The following is an 18,193-nucleotide window of genomic DNA, read 5'->3' on the forward strand; positions in this document are numbered from 1 at the left end:
TTAAATCCATATAAACAAGACTTTCAGCCGAAAAACTTGATTTTACGGTTTGTAACATTTACAAAACAATCAAAAAATGGTATTAACAAACGGTAAATGATTTTGGACAGCGCATCCTTTTTCATATATTTGTAGACATGAAGAGATTGTTTTTGGCACTGGCGTTTTACATATGCACAGAGTCGGCACAAGCACAGCATCACATTGTCATTGCCGACATGGACACGCGGCTGCCCCTCACGGGTGCAATCGTATCGACTGATGCGGGCGAACGTGCCGTAAGCAATCACAAGGGGGTGGTGACGCTGGAGCGCGCGGCACGCAGTGCTACCGTGTCGGCTAAGAATTATATGCAGCGCCGTGTAGGCATTGCCGACCTGGCACGCGACACCGTCATGCTCATTCCGCAGGAGGTGGTGCTTGACAATGTAGACGTCACAGCCCCTAAGCTGGGCTTTGATATGCAGAAGTCGCTGCGCTCGGTCAAGGAGAACGCCAAGCTCGACGAGCAGGCCCGCAAGGGTTTTGACATGCTCGGAGTGTTCTCGCTGATGTTTCCGTCGAAGAAGAAGTCGCGTGCCGACAAGATTAAGAAGATACTCGAACACTATTGAACATAAAACAAATCATCAAATATAAATCTATTGTTTAAAGTATTGAACGTATGAAGATTCTACCAGCCAATCCAACGCATGCCGCCGACATCGCGCGGCTCATCATTACGGCTATGACCGACGACTGCTGCCAGTTTCTTGTAGGACCCGGGCACACGCTCGAAGATTTCCACAACACAATGCTCCGACTCGTGCTTATGGACGACTCGCAGTACAGCTGGCGCAACGCCTTTGTGGCTGTCGACGACGAGGCGAGTCCAGACGACATAGAGAAGGCTCCCGTGGCAGGTGCCATTGTGGGATACGACGGAAAGGATTTGCACCGTCTGCGCCGCCGATTTCAGGAGGCTGCCATGGCCGACTGGCAGATGGACTACTCGAATATGGACGACGAGACTGCCGAGGGCGAATTCTATCTCGACTCGCTCGCCGTATATCCGCACTATCGCAAGCGCGGCATTGCCTCGCAACTGCTCAATCGTTTTATCAGTCATGCTGCCAGTCTCGGTCTGCCGGCGGCCCTGCTCGTTGACAAGGGCAACCCTTCTGCCGAGCGTCTGTACACCTCGTTGGGATTTGAATATTGCAACGACGCTACGTGGGGCGGACACGCTATGCGCCATCTTGTGCATCCCTTGAAGTAAGTGATTGCTACATGTGATTTACGGAATTCATGCCGAAAAGGACTCCTTTTGCCCCCTTTGTGGGCTGCATGAATTGCCGCTAAAAACAAAAGGACTCCTTTTGGCTTGCAAAAGGGGTCCTTTTGGTGTGTAAAAGGGGTCCTTTTAGAGTGCAAAAGGATTCGTTTTGGAGTGCAAAAGGAGTCCTTTTGGAAATGTTAAGTGTTGAATGTTAAATGTTAAGTGTGTAGGATGTTGAGCGCTGAATGTGTAGGATATTGAATGTCAGACGTTTAGTGCCCGATGAATTCCTTTAGTTGTGGAAGCAGCGACAAGGCTTTTTCCACTCCTGTTTCGTACACTCTCCTCATCTTGTCTTCCTTCAGGCTGAGTCGGCCGATGTTCAGTTTTTCGTCGGGACAGATAAGGAAGGTGTCGCCTTTCTGCTGTTCGGAGCGTACATAATCCAGCTGTTCGTTGTACATGACGTGTCGTATTGACATCAGTTCAGCCACCTTCGGATATTTCTTCAGAAACATCTTCATAGCCAGTCCTACGTGCGCCTTCTTCTTGTAGTAGTCGGCTGGCTGTGTCAGTATCACCACGTTCTTTCGGTAACCTTTCTGCTGAATGAACTTCAGGGGGATGCTGTCGGTTATACCTCCGTCAAGATAGTGGCGCCCGTTAATCTCTACGGGACGCGCAAACACCGGCATTGAGGCAGAAGCCTGCATCCATCTGAGTCCTGTTCCGTCGGCGTCGTCTATCTCGTGATATACGGGATGGCCCTCGTCTATGTCAGTACACACGGCATAGAACCTCATGGGGTTCTCACGGTAAGCCTGGAAGTCCATCGGGTCGTACTCGTGCGGCAGCAGATGGTAGGAGAAATGCTCGTTGACATAATTGCCGGTGCGCAACAGCGACCTCCAACTCATATACTCCGGATTGTCCTTGAATCTGATATTGTATCTCAATGCTCTGCCAGGCTGGTTCGACTTGTAGTTGCAGCCGAACAACACGCCAGCCGAAACGCCTACTGCGGCATCAAACTTGATGCCGTTCTGCATGAATACGTCAAGTACGCCGCTTGTGAACATTGCCCTTAAGCCTCCTCCTTCAAGAACGAGACCCGTGGAAGACGGTGAGGGTGGGGTGGTGGTATGGTTATTTGTCATATTGGTCCGGATAATGCTATGTTGAAGTATCTTCAAAAAAACTTGATTCAATGGGTAAAGGTAGCAATAGAAATTGAATTAGCGTATGCAATAAATGTTAAACAGATTGTACAGTTCCATAATCTCACATTTTCTGCGAACAATAAGGTGGGTGGATAGATTGTTTTACAGTAATTTGGCAACATATATATTAATATGTATGCAAGTCGCTTATTTGTTTCGGATAATTTGCTGTACCTTTGCAGATGTTTATGAAACAGGACAAGACCATATCAGTAGTAATGTGCACCTACAACGGTGCGTCACGCCATCTGCGCGAACAGCTCGACTCGATATTCGCACAGACGTTGCTGCCCGGCGAGATAGTAGTGCAGGACGACTGCAGCACCGACGACACTATGCAGGTGCTGCACGAGTATGCCGACCGTGCGCCCGAGGGCGTGGCGATGCGCATCGTTCAGAACACGGCACAGATGGGCATCAATGCCAACTTCTTCTCTGCCATGCGCCGGGCGGAGGGCGAACTGATTGCCGTGAGCGACCAGGACGACATCTGGATGCCTACAAAACTGGAGGAGCAGCGCGACGCTATAGGCTCGCGCATGATGTGCGTGTGTCGTTCGGAGCCTTTCTCCGACTCGGGAGCCGAGATACGTTTCGACCGCCGCACGCCCAACTGCAACCTCATACGTCTGTTCTATGCCTCGATGATGGGCCATTGCCAGATGCTGCGCCGACAACTGCTCGACGTGATTCCTACCGAACAGGAACAGCCCGAGATATACCGCCGCACGTGCTACGACGTGATGACAGCCACAGCAGCCGCCGCATTGGACAGCATTGTGCTGATAGACCGCCTGCTGGTGAAGCAGCGCCGATACGAGCAGGCTGCCACCTATGTGCGCGTAGACCATCATCGTGTGCGCCGTGCCGACAACGCTCTGTATATGATATGGTATGGCGTGTGCAATTACCGGCGTGTGAAACCGTGGATGAACGCCCACTTTGCCGCCCGACGCGACTTCCTGGAGTGGGTTTGGCGCAAGTCGATGGCTGCCCATTGTGAGGCTCCGGGCAGTATGCCTATAGCCGACAACCGCATCTTTGCCGACGGAATCCGCCTGCTGCACAACGAGTGCCGACGCGGACTGACGGCACTGCTGGGCATTGAGCACTATTACATAAAATACCGACACACGCTGTTCTACACCCGCGAGAAGGACCCCTTGGCTCTGCTGCGCGCCATGGTGCATCCGTTCATGCAGATATACAACTACCGCTATCTTGCCGAGCGCCAGTAGGCAATGGGGCAAAAAACACGGAAAGAAAGAATAAAATGAAGGTTTACTTTTATCATACCCAAAACATACAATACTGCCTTGGGCGAATGAGCGAGGGCGAGTTTCCGTCGCATTTCCTGTACGGAGCATGCCATCTTGGCGACCATGGCATCGACGTAGTGTGGCACCGCTCGCCCCGTAAGGACCGCTCACGCATTGCCACAGCACTGTATACGGCGTGGCGCATACTGACGTGTCGCGAACATTTCGACGCCATTTATGCTACGCATTACAAAGGACTGGAGCTGATTGTGCTGCTGCGAGCCATCGGACTTTACCGCCGCCCCATCGTGGTGTGGCACCATCAGCCCGTGGTGAAGTCGGCAAGCCGTCTGCGCGAACTCTGTGGCAGACTCTTCTATCGTGGTCTTGACCGCATGATATTCTTCTCGAAGAAACTATACGACGACTCGTTGCTATCGCGCAAAGCCCGACCTGCGCACATGGTTGTGGGTCATTGGGGTGCCGACCTCGACTTCTACGACTCGATAGCGGTCAGTCCGTCCAACAACACCTTTACATTCATAGCTACGGGAAAGGAACAACGCGACCAGCCTACGCTTATAGAGGCGTTCAACCGCACCCGCCGACGCCTGCGACTCTTCATCGGAATCAATCCCGACCCTAACGTGCCCAATCCCAATCTCGATGCCGTGCGCCGCTGTAAGCCTGCCGATAACATCGAGGTGAAGGAGATTTGCGGACTGTTGCCATACGAAATTGCAATAGACGTGGCTCATGCCGACTGCGTGGTGATATGCTGTCACAAGACGCGTTACACTGCCGGACTGACCACAGTGGTTGAGGCTCTCGCCCTCGGCAAGCCCATGATATGCAGCCGAAACCCGCAGATACCCGTAGATTTCGACCGCGAGGGTTGCGGCATTTCTGTTGAATACGGTGATGTGGAGGGTTGGCAGCGAGCCATAGAATACATCGCCACGCATCCCGATGAGGCGCGACGAATGGGTCAGCGCGGACGGGAAATAGCCGAACGCTTGTTTAATGACAAGCGCGATGCTGAGGAAATAGCGGAGGTGATAAAAGAAACGGTGGGGAGATAAAAACTCTCAACTATAAATAATCCTTACCCCATACCCTTAAAACTTAGCGGCTGCATTGCAGCCGTTTTTTCGTTATACACTTCCGTCGTTACACGTCTGGCACGCAGGCTGCGCACTTTGGGGAAGTCGCGGAAGTAGTTGTCTTGCGTTATATACCAGCAATGCGACGCTATCTCGTTCACCCTCTGGGCCATGAGGTCAATCTTACGAGCCGAGCGCGGACTCACTACCGACAGCATACGCTGACCGTTGCGCAGCACGATGGCAAGCACTACGTAGGTGTTGACAGTCTTGTCGGCAGACGGGTCGGTGAGTTTGTGGCCGCGCATCGACGACGACACCGTTATGTGCCAGCCATACTGGCTGTTGAGGCGTTGCATCATCTCGCGGAACACCCGTCCGTGCGACGACGTGTCGGGAATGCGCTTGTACATAATATAATAATGTATCATCTCGTGCAGCAGCGTCTCCTGATATTCACGCTCGTTGCAATCGTAATAGGTGCTGATGCGTATGGTGAAGTCGGTGTATACACGCTTCAGCAGACGGCGTTGGCATTTGCACGCCATAGTGCCCAGACGGGTGCGTGCCTTGGACAGCACCAGACGAGGCACAGGCAGCTCATCGCCGAAATAATCGGCGTTGAACTGCCTGAACCATGCGCGAAGTATGTCGGTGGTAAGGGTCATTCTATTACAATACTATCATATAAATTAAAAATGAAGTACACTGCAAATTTACAACAATTTCTCTGTAAAAATGCAGTGTACTTCATTTTTGATAGGTTTTCCACATGAAAATGCAGTCTATTTCATTTCTCTTGTGTCGGTAGTAAGGGTCATTCGGCGCAGTCGGGATATACTGACGTGAGGAATGCGTTGACTTTGTCGGACATTACTGTTGCCAATGCGACCTTGCCCTCTGGGTCTATGACGTAGACCGAAGGAATCCACTTGATGTGGTAAGCCAATGATACGGGCGACTCGCGCATGTTCTTCAGGTCGCTCACCTGGGTGTAGGGCAGCGCAAGTTTAGCCACTCCGTTCTTCCACGACTCGTTGTTTCTGTCGAACGAAACGCCTACAAACTCCACTCCTTTTTGATGGAACTTGTTGTACAGGGCTACGATGTTGGGCGCGTCTCTGCGACAGTCGGAACACCACGAAGCCCAGAAGTCGAGCACTACGTATTTGCCACGCAGGCTCTTCAGCGAGAACTGCTTGCCGTCGATAGTGTTGAGCGCAATCTCGGGGGCTTCGGTGCCAGGCTTCAGAAGTTCGGTGGAGTACTTGGCATCAAGGTCGTCGGCAGCAGTCTGTGTATTAGTCTGCGCCTGAGCGTTAATGGCTTGTGGCATGGCAGTCATAGCCAATGCCAATAAGAAAAGCTTAAAGTGTTTCATATGCTTATGTATTGGAATGATTTTTCGTTATTTAGTATGTAGTATACGAGTAAAGTCATTGCTTCTCCGTCTGCGTCTTGGGCCAGTTGACGAGAAACAGTTTGTCGGTGGCTCGTGTGAAGGCGGTGTAAAGCCAGTGTATGTAGTCGGGCGTGAGCATGTCGTCGGTCATGTAGCCTTGGTCGACATATACGTGTGCCCATTGTCCGCCTTGCGCCTTGTGGCAGGTCACGGCGTAGGCATATTTTATCTGAAGAGCGTTGTAGTAGGGGTCTTTCTTCAGCTTCTTGTAGCGTTCGGGCTTTGAGGGCACGTCGGCATAGTCGAGCATAACCTGCTCGAAGAGCTGCTGATTTTGGTCGTGCGTGAGTGCTGGCGCTTCGGTAGAGAGCGAGTCGGTCATTGCCGTGACTTGCAACTCGTAGTTGTCGTAGTCGGGGAATCGAAGCCAAAGGTCGACGAAGTGGAATCCGTACAGGTCGCGGCGGTTGCGCACGCGCTGTATCACGGCACGGTCGCCGTTGGCTATGAATGATGGGGTAGGGCTGCTTTGCTGCTGGTTGTCGGCTGCAGGGGTGTTGGTTGCGGTAGCGGCAGAAGGGTTGGCGTTGTGTGAAGTCGGGTCCTTGGCGAGTCCGGCTTTGTTCAAGGCGGCATCCTGCTCGGTCCAGAAGTAATTGTTCTTGACTATCATCAGCCAGTCGCCCGACGTCAGTTCTTCCTCGCGCCACAGCACCTGGCTGCGTATGCCCTGATTGAATATGTTGGCGCGCTTGTTGCTTCGTGTCACCACCATCGTCTCGTCCATTCCCACTTCGGAATAACTTGTGGCAAGCGACTCGATGAGTTCGTCGCCAGAAACGTTGACGATGTCGGCAAAACCATGAAATCGTATTTGTGGTAAAGCGGTGGCTTCGTCGTGCGTTATCATCTGGCGTATCACGGTGGCGTTGTACAGAATGCCAGATTCCTGGCTCTGGCGCAGCACTTCATTGAGGTCGCTCTCGTATGTGGTCAGTCCGTAGCCGCTCATGAAGTCGGCACACAGGGCAGGCGATTCCTCTTCGCCCACAGGCGGAAGCTGTGCTTTGTCGCCGATAAGCATCAGTCGGCAGTTGCGTCCGGAATATACAAACTGCACGAGATCGTCAAGCAGACAGCCAGTGCCGAACACCGATCCCTGCAGCCCTTCGTTTGCAATCATCGACGCCTCGTCGACCATAAACAGGGTGTCGGCGTGCATGTTGGGTGCAAGCGAGAAGTTGCCTTCGAGCGACTTCTGTCGGTAGATGCGGCGGTGGATGGTTGATGCAGGTGTATCGGAATTGATAGCGAACACCTTGGCTGCGCGTCCGGTAGGTGCAAGCAGCACCACGCGTTGCTTAAGTCGCAGCATAGTGCGCACGATGGCACCCGACAGCGACGTCTTGCCCGTTCCGGCTGAGCCGCGTAGTATCATTACGGCACGGTCGTCGCGGTCGGTCATGAACGCGGCGAATGTCGTGAGTGCATGGTTTTGGTCGAGCGTCGGCTCAAATCCGAAACTCTGTCGTATCTGGTAAATTAGTTCGTCCTGTAGCACAGTGGCTTGAGTATTATAATGCATAGAAAAGGATAGAATGAAACTTATATCCTCTGATAAATCTTCAATCCGAACATCGGCACGAGAGCGTACATCCATTCCATTATCTCAGCGAGATGATGTTCGTACGCTTTCCATTCCTTTTGCTTGAGGAAGAAGTAAATCTCGATGGGTAGTCCGTTTTCGGTGGGTTCGAGCTGGCGCATCAGGAATGTAGCGTTTGTCACCACGTCGTCGCGTCGTTCGAGCCAGCGCTCCATATAGCGGCGGAACAGCGTAAGATTGATAACATCGCCGTTCATCTCCTCCAGTTTCATCAATCCTTCGGCTGCAAGAGCCTTTTTGAGTTCGTCGGATGCTATGGCTATAGAGCGGAAGTCGATGTATATGGCGCGAGTGACGCGTCTGCCGGCGCTTTCCTCCATGCCATGCCAGTTCTGGAAAGAGTCTTCAATGAGTTTCTGTGGTGGTACGGTCACTATGGTATTGTCGAAGTTGCGCACTTTGACTGTTGACAGCGTGATGTCCTCTACTGTACCGTTGGCACCTGCCTTGCTCATCGTTATCCAGTCGCCCTTGCGTACCATGTTGTTGCTTGTGAGTCGGATGCCAGCAACAAGACCCGTTATGGTGTCCTTGAACACGAGCATAAGTACTGCCGAAGTAGCACCGAGTCCGGCGAGAAGAGTGAGTGGACTGCGGTCGATGATGATAGAAATGATGACGATGACACCGAGAAAAATCACTATAATCTTCAATACACCGCAGAAGGAATGCAGATATTGTTGTGTGGCAGAACGCTTGTCGTTGTTGTCGAAGAGCTTGAGCGAACTGATAAAGGTGGTAGCCAGTCGCATTGTGGCTATGGTAATGTATATAGCCGTAGCCTTAAGGATGAGGCTCTGTATTATCGGGTAGTCGGAAAATATTGGAGGCATAAGCATCCAAACGATAATGGCAGGCACAATGTTGCATGCAGCCCTGATTATCTGTGGGTTAAACAGATAGTCGTCCCATACAACATCGGTACGACTTGTGATGCGTGCGGCAAGTGGCGACACCACCTTGATGCACAGCAAGTAGACAAGCCATGCTATGAGTGCTACGGTGGCGAATAGCATAGAGAGGGTGACAAACGATAACCATCCACCTGTTAGCGAGGTGGAGGCAAGCAATTGCTCTATGTATTTTGTTATTTCGTTCATAATAATCGGTTATGGTTGGCACAGTATAGTGCATACACGGTCTTGGAATGCACGCCCGTTGGGATGGTGCATGATGCCTTGGTTGATTATGGAGAATGCCAGATGATGGCCGTTGGCAGCTGTACAATAACCCGCAAGCGACGATATGCCTTTGACAGTACCAGTCTTGGCGAACACGTTGCTTTGTGTGAACGGACCGCGCATACGACGGCGTAGGGTGCCGTCTACGCCAGCTTCGGGCAGGGCTGGATGCAGATGCAGATAGATATTATTGTTGCGGAATGCGTAGCGCAGCAACTTCACCTCAAGTTCGGCAGACACATAATTATATAGTGACAATCCCGAACCGTCGGCAATCTGATAGCGCCGAGGGTTGAGCCCCACCTTACTTATCAGTCGGCCTATTACCGTGGCAGCATCTTTGGCGGTAGCGCGTCGGTTGCCTGTTGAGGCTGCCAGTTGGTAGAACATCGACTCGGCATACAGGTTGTCGCTCTCCTTGAGCATACGCATCAGTATCTGGTCGATAGAGTGGAATCGGCTTGCTATGCAGTAGGCATCGTCGGGCTTGCGTGCCTCGCCCAGTGTGGCTTCCACAACGATGCCCGCCTCGCGCAGTTCGTCGACAAAGCGCTTCACGAACAAGTTGCGACGGCTGATGAGCAGCGGCGAGAGTATAGGGTTGTCGTCGTCCCAGCACCATCCGCATCCAAGCGTGTCGGCACTCTTCATGGTCTTGTCGGCGTATATGTTGCCGCGTATTGTGTCCACACCCATCTTGCGTATGCCCTCCACGAAGGCTCGCATGTCGTCGATGTTGAATCGCGGGTCGAATCCGCCCACGCAGTATACGTTGCCGTTGAGTGTTCCGTTGCTCACCTCGCCTGTGTAGCATAGTTCGGTCTTGAAGCGATAGCTGCCACCCAATTTGTCAATGGCAGTTATGGCTGTTATCACTTTCATTGTAGATGCGGGACGCATAAGCTGGCGCTCGTTGTGGGCATATATGGTTGAGTCGGCATCAAGGTCGTACACCATTATTCCCACTTGCGATGTGCTGAACATGTCGCTCGCGAGCAGTCGGTTGATGTGAGTGCGCACCTGTTCAGTCCAGGGCAGAGCGTGCTGTGATGTTGTGAGTGTGTCGTTGAGCAGCGAGTCGGTCACAACTTCGTCGTCGCTGATGTCTTCCTGTGCGTGCGTGGTGAAGTTGGCGGCAAATATCATGCATATAATAAGAGCCGCGCGCGTAATAATATTATAATGTGTAATCATTGTTCCTGTCTGCGTTTTATCTCTCTGATGAATCCGTCGGGCTCTGACGGCTGTGCGTAGGTGATGTGGCTGGCGCCGTATTCTATGACAATGTGGCTCGCCACAATCAGCGTGCCCTTAATCTTGCGTGCCGAAATGATGTCGTCTACGGGTATGACCAGACGCTTGCCAAGACGTCCGCGTGCAATGACGAGCTGTCCGTCGGTGGTGAATGTGTATGTGGTGTTGATTGATCGGTCGACGCCAGCTGCACCCACCAGCATGCATACAAGACCTATCAAGGGCGTCACACCGGTGCGCACAAGAAAGCACCACAATGCGCACACCGCCAGTAGCAGTATGGCAGCGAAAGCCTGTGGGCTGAATCGTTGATGAAATGTTCTGTCCATAATTGGCTACAAAGTTACGCATAATTATCCGAATGGACGGGTCGAACAATTACAACAAAATAAAAAGCAACGTAATAAGAACTTTTTTTAACCTTTTGTATTCTATTTGTAATGAAAAACTTCGCATAAGTCAGAATTTATTTTTAATTTTGCAAGAAATAATAACGAGACTTGAAATTATGGCAGAATTATCAAATCGTCTTAATCGCCTCGCTCCGTCAGCGACACTTGCTATGTCGCAGAAGAGTGGCGAAATGAAGGCACAAGGTGTAGACGTTATCAACCTCAGTGTCGGTGAACCCGACTTTAACACTCCTGACCACATCAAGGAAGCAGCCAAGAAGGCTATCGATGAGAACTTCTCGCGTTACTCACCAGTTCCAGGATACATGGATTTGCGTAAGGCTATCGTGGCAAAACTCAAGAACGAGAACAATCTCGACTATACAACAGCTGAGATTCTCGTGTCGAACGGAGCCAAGCAGAGCGTATGCAACACTGTAATGGCGCTTGTCAACGACGGTGAAGAAGTGATAATTCCTGCCCCATATTGGGTGAGCTATCCGCAGATGGTGAAGCTCGCAGGTGGTAATCCGGTTATCGTTAATGCTGGTTTCGAGCAGGACTTCAAGATTACTCCAGAACAACTTGAAGCCGCCATCACACCAAAGACACGTATGCTCATACTCTGCTCGCCAAGCAATCCTACAGGCAGCGTTTACTCGAAGAGCGAACTTGAGGCTCTTGCCGAGGTCATCAAGCGTCATGAGGGTCTGTATGTGCTTGCCGATGAGATTTATGAACACATTAATTATATAGGCCATCACGAGAGTATCGCTCAGTTCCCAGGCATGAAGGAACGCTCAATCATCGTCAACGGTGTGTCAAAGGCATACGCAATGACAGGATGGCGTATCGGCTTTATCGCCGCCCCCGAATGGATTGTCAAAGGCTGCAACAAACTTCAGGGACAGTATACTTCAGGTCCTTGCTCGGTAAGCCAGAAGGCTGCAGAGGCTGCCTATACCGCATCGCAAGAGTGTGTTGAGACAATGCGCCAGGCTTTCGAACGCCGCCGCGACCTTATCGTCGAACTGGCAAAGCAGATTCCGGGTCTGGAAGTAAACAAGCCAGAGGGCGCTTTCTATCTCTTCCCGAAGTGTTCAAGCTTCTACGGCAAGACAGACGGCAAGCGTACAATTCAGAATTCAACCGATTTGGCTATGTATCTTCTTGAAGAAGGACATGTAGCTACAGTAGGAGGTGACGCATTTGGCGATCCGGAATGCTTCCGCATGAGCTACGCTACAAGCGACGACAATATCCGCGAAGCAATGCGCCGTATTAAGGAAGTATTGGGTCGATTGAAATAAAAAAATGTTAAAGACTGCGCAAACACATTTTTATTTGTCATTATTTGCTAACTTTGCCAAAGCGCAAACGATGTCAGATATAATGTATTTGCGCAGACAATGTATTAACCATTTAAATAACGGATAAATTTTTAACCATTAATAACTTATTAAATTCTACAAAAAATTATGGCAACTACACAAGCTAAAGCGAATCCTAAGAAGAAATCTTCAGGATTCCAGGGAGTTAGAGACGCAATTTGGATTATCGTTGCATGTTTCATCCTCGCAGTATGTTTCTTCAAGTTCGTACTTGGAAACCCAGACAACTTCGTAGGCGGAGACCCTGCAAACGCTGTTAAGGACGGTAGCCTTCTCGGTACTGTGTACAAAGGTGGTATCGTCGTTCCTGTGATCATTACATTGCTCTTTACTGTAATCGCTCTCTCTATCGAGCGCTTCTTCGCTCTTCGTACCGCTTTCGGTAAGAGCTCACTCGGCAAGTTCGTTATCTCTGTTAAGCAGGCTATCACTGCCGGTGATATGGCTAAGGCTCAGCAGATCTGCGACAAGCAGCAGGGTTGTGTTGCTAACGTAGTTGGCGCTTCTATCGCTGCTTACAAGGAAATGGAGAATACTCCTAACCTCAAGCGTGCTGCTAAGGTAGCTAAGATTCAGCAGGCTCACGAGGAGGCTACTCAGCTCGAGATGCCTACACTCCAGATGAACATGCCTATCCTTGCTACTATCGTTACTCTCGGTACTCTTACCGCTCTTTTCGGTACTGTAGTAGGTATGATTCGTTCATTCGCCGCTCTTGCTTCAGGTGGTGGTGGTGACTCACTCCAGCTCTCTGAGGGTATTTCTGAGGCCCTTGTAAATACCGCATCTGGTATTTTGACATCTTGGTTCGCTGTAGTTTCTTACAACTACTATTCAAACAAGATTGATAAGCTGACATACGCGCTTGACGAAGTAGGTTACACTATTGCTCAGACATACGAAGCAAATCACGGAGACGAGGCTTAATTTTACTAACCCTTTAAAACATTTATCATTATGGGTAAAGTAAAAGTTAAGAAAGCGGATGTCTGGATAGATATGACTCCTATGTCCGACGTGATGGTCCTCTTGCTTACCTTCTTCATGTTGACATCAACATTCGTGAAGAACGAGGCAGTGAAGGTCGTTACACCGGGCTCAGTATCTGAAATCAAGGTACCGGAGACAAACGTCCTGACAATTCTCTGCGATAAGGAAGGCCGTATCTTCGTGGGTATGGATAACCCTAAGAAGATGGGCGACCTCGTTCAGGGCATGGCCGATCAGTATGGCGTGCAGCTTACTAAGAAGCAGTTTGAGACCGCACAGGGCGCTGCTACTATCGGTGTTGACATGCAGGATCTGACAAGTGCGCTGAGCTTGGGCGACAAAATGAATGAGTACCAGGCTGTCAAGGGTATTCCTACCGACAGCACCAAGACTGGCTCAATGATGAGCCAGTTCCAGGACTGGGTTAAAATGGCACGCGACAACAACGGTTCTGACATGAAGTTGGCTATCAAGGCCGACGCTGGCACACCGTACAAGGTCATCAAGAAAATGATGTCTGAGCTTCAGGATATGAACGAGAACCGTTACTTCCTGATTACGTCGCTTAAATCAAATTCGGAGGAGTAAGACATGGCAAAGAAAAAAGCAAGCAGACAGAAAAAAATGAACACCCGCGTGGACTTCACGCCTATGGTGGACATGATGATGCTTCTTATCACGTTCTTCATGCTCTGTACATCTTTGGCTAAACCCCAGACGATGAACTTGACTATGCCTTCGAACGATAAGAACATCTCAGATCAGGACCGCAACGCGGCCAAAGCTTCTCAGACCGTTACTATCTTTGTATGCGGTAATGACAAAATCTACCATGTCGATGGTATACCTAACTACGACGATCCCACATGCCTGAAGGAGACTTCATGGGGCAAGGACGGTATCCGTGATGTGCTTATCAAGCACGTCACAGAGGACGGTTCTACTCCAGTTGCTGACATCATGGCTGCCAAGATTCGCCTCGACCAGAAGAAGCTCGCCAATCCGGCAGCTTATCCTGACAGCGTTTACGACGCTATGTTGAGCAAAATCAAGAAGGGTGAACTCGAGAATGGTAAGGTTCCTACCATGACCATCATTATCAAGTGTACTGATGGCGCTTCTTACAAGAATATGGTAGACGCTTTGGACGAAATGACTATCTGCAGTATTGGTACGTATGTCATTGACAAGATTAATCCGCAGGATGAAGCATTGCTTGCAAAACGCGGCATTAAGTAATTCAATGACTAATAATTAAAGAAAGGACAAAGAAATGTCAAAAATAGATTTGATATCCAATGAATGGACTGACCTCGTCTTTGAGGGCAGAAACCAGGCATATGGAGCCTACAAGTTGCGCAAGGGTACTACCAAGCGTAACGTGTGGTCCATCATTATCGTAGCCCTTGCTGCAGTACTCCTTTTCCTCGGACTCCAACTTCAGAAAATGGCACAGGCCAACAAGACTGTTGAGAATACTCAGGCTGTCGAGTTGGCTCGTCTCCAGGATAAGAAGAAGGAAGTTAAGGTAGAAAAGAAGGAAATTGTTCGTACCGAACCTGAAAAGGTTGTTGAGCAGGTTAAGTCTTCAGTTAAGTTTACCGCTCCTGTCATTAAGAAGGACGAAGAGGTAAAGGAAGAAGACGAGATTAAGCTTGAGGAAGTAGAGAAGAGTACCAAGGCTATCGGTACCTTCAACGTTGAAGGTAACGACGAGGTTGGTGGCGCAGTGCTCAAGGCTAAGGAAGAAATCAAGGCTCCGGAACCTCCTAAGCATGTGGAGGAGACCAAGATCTTTACCGTAGTAGAGCAGATGCCTCTCTTCCCTGGTGGCGATGCAGCTCTTATGGCTTATCTTCGTGACAACATTCACTACCCGACTGTAGCTGCCGAGAACGGTGTACAGGGACGTGTTGTTGTTGGCTTCGTTGTAGAGCGTGATGGTTCTATCACCGACGTTAACGTATTGCGTTCGGTTGATCCGTCACTCGACCGTGAGGCTATGCGCGTGGTTAAGGGTATGCCACGTTGGACTCCTGGTAAGCAGAATGGCTCAGCTGTTCGTGTTAAGTACCAGGTACCTGTAACATTCCGCTTACAGTAATATTAACTGATATAGTTGCTGCCGAGCAATTCCTCTATATAAGGAGGAGTTGCCCGGTGGCAACATTTAGAAACAACAAGACACAGCGGCGTTATTTCCAATAAACGAATAACGCCATTATTTTTATTCATAGGAATAATGAGAAAGAACTTATCCTTCAAATTCATAGTAGGATTAGCCCTTGTGGCTTTCGTCTTCGTTTCATGCGGACAGCAGAAGCGTAAGGATGGCCGCACAGACACCAACTCTTCGGGTGTGATTAGCTTTGCAGCCGATGAGAGTTTCAGTCCGATTGTTGACGAACTGAAGCAGATATTCGAGATGCAGTGTCCGGAAGCAATGGTAAAACCTATCTATACAAATGAGGTAGATGGTGTGAATATGCTTCTAAATAATAAGGTGATGCTCACCATTACGGCACGCAATTTCACTAAAAAAGAATATGATTATCTGAAGGGAACCGACCAGTTGCCCGAGGCTGTGCCTCTTGCATACGATGGAATGGCTCTCATCTGCAACAATAGCAACCTCGATTCGTGTATCACAGTCAATGATATAAAGGCTGTGTTATCTGGTAAGAAGACACGATGGAACGAGGTAAACCCCGGTTCTAAGCTTGGTGAAATTTGGGTGTGTTTCGACAACAAGAAGTCGGCAGCTGTCGACTATTGCTGTGACTCAATTCTCGGTGGCAAGCCAATAAATAGTCCTAACGTGTTTGCAGCTAAAGACTCAAAGGACGTTATTGACTATGTAGCGCGTACTCCCAATGCGATTGGTATAATAGGCAGCAATTGGCTCAACGACAAGCGCGACTCAACAAATACAACTTGGAACAAGGCCATCACCGTAATGTCGGTGTCAAAACTTGATAAGGCAACCCCAATGAATTCGTGGAAACCATATCAGGCATGGCTGCTCAATGGCCGCTATCCGTTTGTACGCACCATTTATGCCTTGCTTAACGACCCCAAGCGTGGACTTCCATGGGGTTTTGCTCACTTTATTGAGTCGCCCCGTGGTCAGCTCATCGTGTTTAAGGCAGGTCTGCTGCCTACCCGTGGTGAGATTGCAATCCGTGATGTCAATGTGAACAACAAACCGTATTAGAATCCTTTAATTAAACAATAGCTTTTGCCCCACGGCTTTATAAAGTTGAATATTTAAACAACCAGAATTATGAAAGCAATTAAATATCTCGTAGCAGGAGCTTTGATGCTCAGCATCGCTGCTCCAACAATGGCACAGGACGTTAAATCGCAGGTTGATGCCATCACAAAAGTATTAGTTGACGCCAAAGGTGACGCAGTAGCGGCTAAGTCGCAGATTAAGGACTTTGTTAAGGCAAATAAGAAGAATGCCGAGGCTCTGGCTGGACTTGGACGTGCATTCCTTGTTGCCAAAAATTATGAACAGGCCAAGACTTATGCCGATATGGCAATGAAGGTAGGCAAGAATGTTTCAGCTGGTTATATCCTTCGTGGTGATATAGCTTCTGCAGAGGACGACGGCGGTATGGCAGCTTCATATTATGAGATGTCTACACAGCAGGCTCCTCAGGATCCTACAGCATATGTTAAGTATGCTCGTGTTTATCAGAAGGTAGATGCCGACGGTGCAGTAGCTATGCTTGAGAAGCTTCGCTCTGTAAAGCCGGATTATCCAGTTGATGCAGCTGCTGGTTATATGTACTCTTCAAACAACAAGTTGAAGACAGCTCTCCAGTACTACGGCAAGGTTCAGAACATTAATTCGCTCGAAGATTATATCCTTTTCGACTATGCATCTACTGCATACGTGCTTGAGGATTATGATAAGACACTCCAGCTCATTGCTGTTGGTGTTCAGAAATATCCTCATTACTCTTCGTTCTATCGTGTAGGTATGTATGCTTCAGATAAGGTTAAGAAGTATGAGGACGCTGTTAACTATGGTAACAAGTTGTTCAATACAGCTGATACAATCAAGTACACAGCCAACGACTACATCTACTATGCTGAGGCTCTTATGAACACAGGTAAGTTTGACGAGGCTATTGCTGCTTACAAGCATATCCCTGAGGTAGATCCGGAGAACAAGGAGACCAACAAGCTTATCTCTGGTCTTTATGTTAAGGCTCATCGCTTCCCTGAGGCTGTTGCCGCAATGGAGCAGCACATCACAGAGGTTGGCGAGAACGCTACATACAAGGAACTCGACGCTCTTGCTGACATCTACATTGATGAGGCTTCAGTAGAGGGTGCTACCGATGCAGTTAAGAAGGCTGCTTTCGAGAATGCTGATAAGGTATACGCTCGCATGGTTGAGAAGTACGACTATGCTGCAACATACGCAGTATGGAAGCGTGCTCTTATGAACCACCAGATTAATTCTGATGTTAAGGTTGGTCGTGCTTTGCCTTACTACCAGCAGTTCATCTCGCTTGTAGAGCCTAAGGCTGAGAAGACTGCTTCTGAACTCAACAAGCTTGCTATCGCTTACACATATCTTGCAGTTCACTACATCCAGAACGACAAGAAGGATGAGGCAAAGGCTTGGGCACATAAGCTTGCAGAGATTCGTCCGGACGATCCCAATGCACAGCAGATTCTTTCTATCAAGTAATTATAATGTAAATATGTGCTGATTGGCACAAGAATAATATTTAAGGCGATGAACTTCGGTTCGTCGCCTTTTTTTGTTACATTCGAAATATGGTGTGTTACTATAGATGATAGCCTTTTGTTCGCTCTTCGATTCATCTCCGTTTGCTCTCCGTTATGCGTTCGTTATACCTCCTTTATGCCTTCGTTATGTCATCGCTTAGTTAACGGAGGTAGATCGAGTTTACTACGGAGGATGAACGAATGACGAAGGAAGCACGAACGAGAGTGGTTTGTCAAAAGTCAAACAAAATGGGTTGAACCAACGGTCACCGGCGCATAGCGGAAAGGTAAAGCCCAAAAAGCACATAGGAGGGTGTGTCAAAACTCC

At 49.4% G+C, this 18,193-nt stretch carries 18 protein-coding genes; 11 read left to right on the top strand and 7 right to left on the bottom strand.

Annotated features, from left to right (window positions below; translation table 11 throughout):
• Positions 1-137: 137 nt before the first annotated feature.
• Positions 138-614, top strand: a complete 477-nt coding sequence (locus I6E49_RS06615) for a hypothetical protein (protein ID WP_235401177.1) — start codon at positions 138-140, stop codon at positions 612-614.
• A gap of 50 nt (positions 615-664) precedes the next feature.
• A complete protein-coding gene (locus I6E49_RS06620) occupies positions 665-1,258 on the top strand; it encodes a GNAT family N-acetyltransferase (protein WP_235401178.1) in 594 nt (197 codons plus the stop codon).
• Positions 1,259-1,530: 272 nt separating this feature from the next.
• Here the strand turns inward: I6E49_RS06620 and I6E49_RS06625 are convergent, their stop codons facing one another.
• Positions 1,531-2,415, bottom strand: a complete 885-nt coding sequence (locus I6E49_RS06625; RefSeq protein WP_235401179.1) for a patatin-like phospholipase family protein — start codon at positions 2,413-2,415, stop codon at positions 1,531-1,533.
• A 251-nt stretch (positions 2,416-2,666) separates the two neighbouring features.
• On the opposite strand from I6E49_RS06625, the gene I6E49_RS06630 reads away from it, so the two are divergent.
• Positions 2,667-3,716 carry a glycosyltransferase gene (locus I6E49_RS06630; protein ID WP_235401180.1) on the top strand — a complete coding sequence of 350 codons (1,050 nt, stop codon included), beginning with the start codon at positions 2,667-2,669 and terminating at the stop codon, positions 3,714-3,716.
• A 35-nt stretch (positions 3,717-3,751) separates the two neighbouring features.
• Positions 3,752-4,819 (top strand): glycosyltransferase, encoded by a 1,068-nt coding sequence (locus I6E49_RS06635; protein ID WP_235401182.1) that lies wholly within the window; start codon positions 3,752-3,754, stop codon positions 4,817-4,819.
• Positions 4,820-4,842: 23 nt separating this feature from the next.
• Here the strand turns inward: I6E49_RS06635 and I6E49_RS06640 are convergent, their stop codons facing one another.
• The 6 genes from I6E49_RS06640 to I6E49_RS06665 all read right to left on the bottom strand — a co-directional run bounded on the left by I6E49_RS06640 (position 4,843) and on the right by I6E49_RS06665 (position 10,672).
• Positions 4,843-5,508, bottom strand: a complete 666-nt coding sequence (locus I6E49_RS06640; RefSeq protein WP_235401183.1) for a SprT-like domain-containing protein — start codon at positions 5,506-5,508, stop codon at positions 4,843-4,845.
• A 149-nt stretch (positions 5,509-5,657) separates the two neighbouring features.
• Positions 5,658-6,221 carry a peroxiredoxin family protein gene (locus I6E49_RS06645; protein WP_235401185.1) on the bottom strand — a complete coding sequence of 188 codons (564 nt, stop codon included), beginning with the start codon at positions 6,219-6,221 and terminating at the stop codon, positions 5,658-5,660.
• A gap of 55 nt (positions 6,222-6,276) precedes the next feature.
• Positions 6,277-7,827 carry an ATP-dependent DNA helicase gene (locus tag I6E49_RS06650; protein WP_235401186.1) on the bottom strand — a complete coding sequence of 517 codons (1,551 nt, stop codon included), beginning with the start codon at positions 7,825-7,827 and terminating at the stop codon, positions 6,277-6,279.
• Positions 7,828-7,847: 20 nt separating this feature from the next.
• A complete protein-coding gene (locus I6E49_RS06655) occupies positions 7,848-9,008 on the bottom strand; it encodes a mechanosensitive ion channel family protein (protein WP_235401188.1) in 1,161 nt (386 codons plus the stop codon).
• A gap of 9 nt (positions 9,009-9,017) precedes the next feature.
• Positions 9,018-10,235, bottom strand: coding sequence for a D-alanyl-D-alanine carboxypeptidase/D-alanyl-D-alanine endopeptidase (dacB, locus tag I6E49_RS06660; protein WP_235401209.1), 1,218 nt, complete (start codon positions 10,233-10,235; stop codon positions 9,018-9,020).
• A 44-nt stretch (positions 10,236-10,279) separates the two neighbouring features.
• Positions 10,280-10,672: a PH domain-containing protein gene (locus I6E49_RS06665; RefSeq protein ID WP_235401190.1), complete on the bottom strand. Its 393-nt coding sequence runs from the start codon at positions 10,670-10,672 to the stop codon at positions 10,280-10,282.
• Positions 10,673-10,851: 179 nt separating this feature from the next.
• Here I6E49_RS06665 and I6E49_RS06670 point away from each other — a divergent pair, with 179 nt between their 5' ends.
• The 7 genes from I6E49_RS06670 to I6E49_RS06700 all read left to right on the top strand — a co-directional run bounded on the left by I6E49_RS06670 (position 10,852) and on the right by I6E49_RS06700 (position 17,824).
• Entirely contained in the window at positions 10,852-12,045 is a 1,194-nt protein-coding gene (locus I6E49_RS06670) for a pyridoxal phosphate-dependent aminotransferase (RefSeq protein ID WP_235401192.1), read from the top strand.
• A 168-nt stretch (positions 12,046-12,213) separates the two neighbouring features.
• Positions 12,214-13,053 carry a MotA/TolQ/ExbB proton channel family protein gene (locus I6E49_RS06675; RefSeq protein WP_235392055.1) on the top strand — a complete coding sequence of 280 codons (840 nt, stop codon included), beginning with the start codon at positions 12,214-12,216 and terminating at the stop codon, positions 13,051-13,053.
• Positions 13,054-13,083: 30 nt separating this feature from the next.
• Positions 13,084-13,704 carry an ExbD/TolR family protein gene (locus tag I6E49_RS06680; protein ID WP_235401194.1) on the top strand — a complete coding sequence of 207 codons (621 nt, stop codon included), beginning with the start codon at positions 13,084-13,086 and terminating at the stop codon, positions 13,702-13,704.
• Positions 13,705-13,707: 3 nt separating this feature from the next.
• On the top strand, positions 13,708-14,355 hold the full coding sequence (locus tag I6E49_RS06685; protein ID WP_235401196.1) for an ExbD/TolR family protein: 648 nt from the start codon (positions 13,708-13,710) through the stop codon (positions 14,353-14,355).
• Positions 14,356-14,389: 34 nt separating this feature from the next.
• Positions 14,390-15,220 (top strand): energy transducer TonB, encoded by an 831-nt coding sequence (locus I6E49_RS06690; protein ID WP_235401198.1) that lies wholly within the window; start codon positions 14,390-14,392, stop codon positions 15,218-15,220.
• Positions 15,221-15,358: 138 nt separating this feature from the next.
• Positions 15,359-16,330 (top strand): PstS family phosphate ABC transporter substrate-binding protein, encoded by a 972-nt coding sequence (locus tag I6E49_RS06695; protein WP_235401201.1) that lies wholly within the window; start codon positions 15,359-15,361, stop codon positions 16,328-16,330.
• 69 nt (positions 16,331-16,399) lie between these two features.
• Positions 16,400-17,824 carry a tetratricopeptide repeat protein gene (locus I6E49_RS06700; RefSeq protein ID WP_235401203.1) on the top strand — a complete coding sequence of 475 codons (1,425 nt, stop codon included), beginning with the start codon at positions 16,400-16,402 and terminating at the stop codon, positions 17,822-17,824.
• The last annotated feature ends 369 nt before the right edge of the window (positions 17,825-18,193 follow it).

This window comes from Leyella stercorea, from assembly GCF_021531655.1.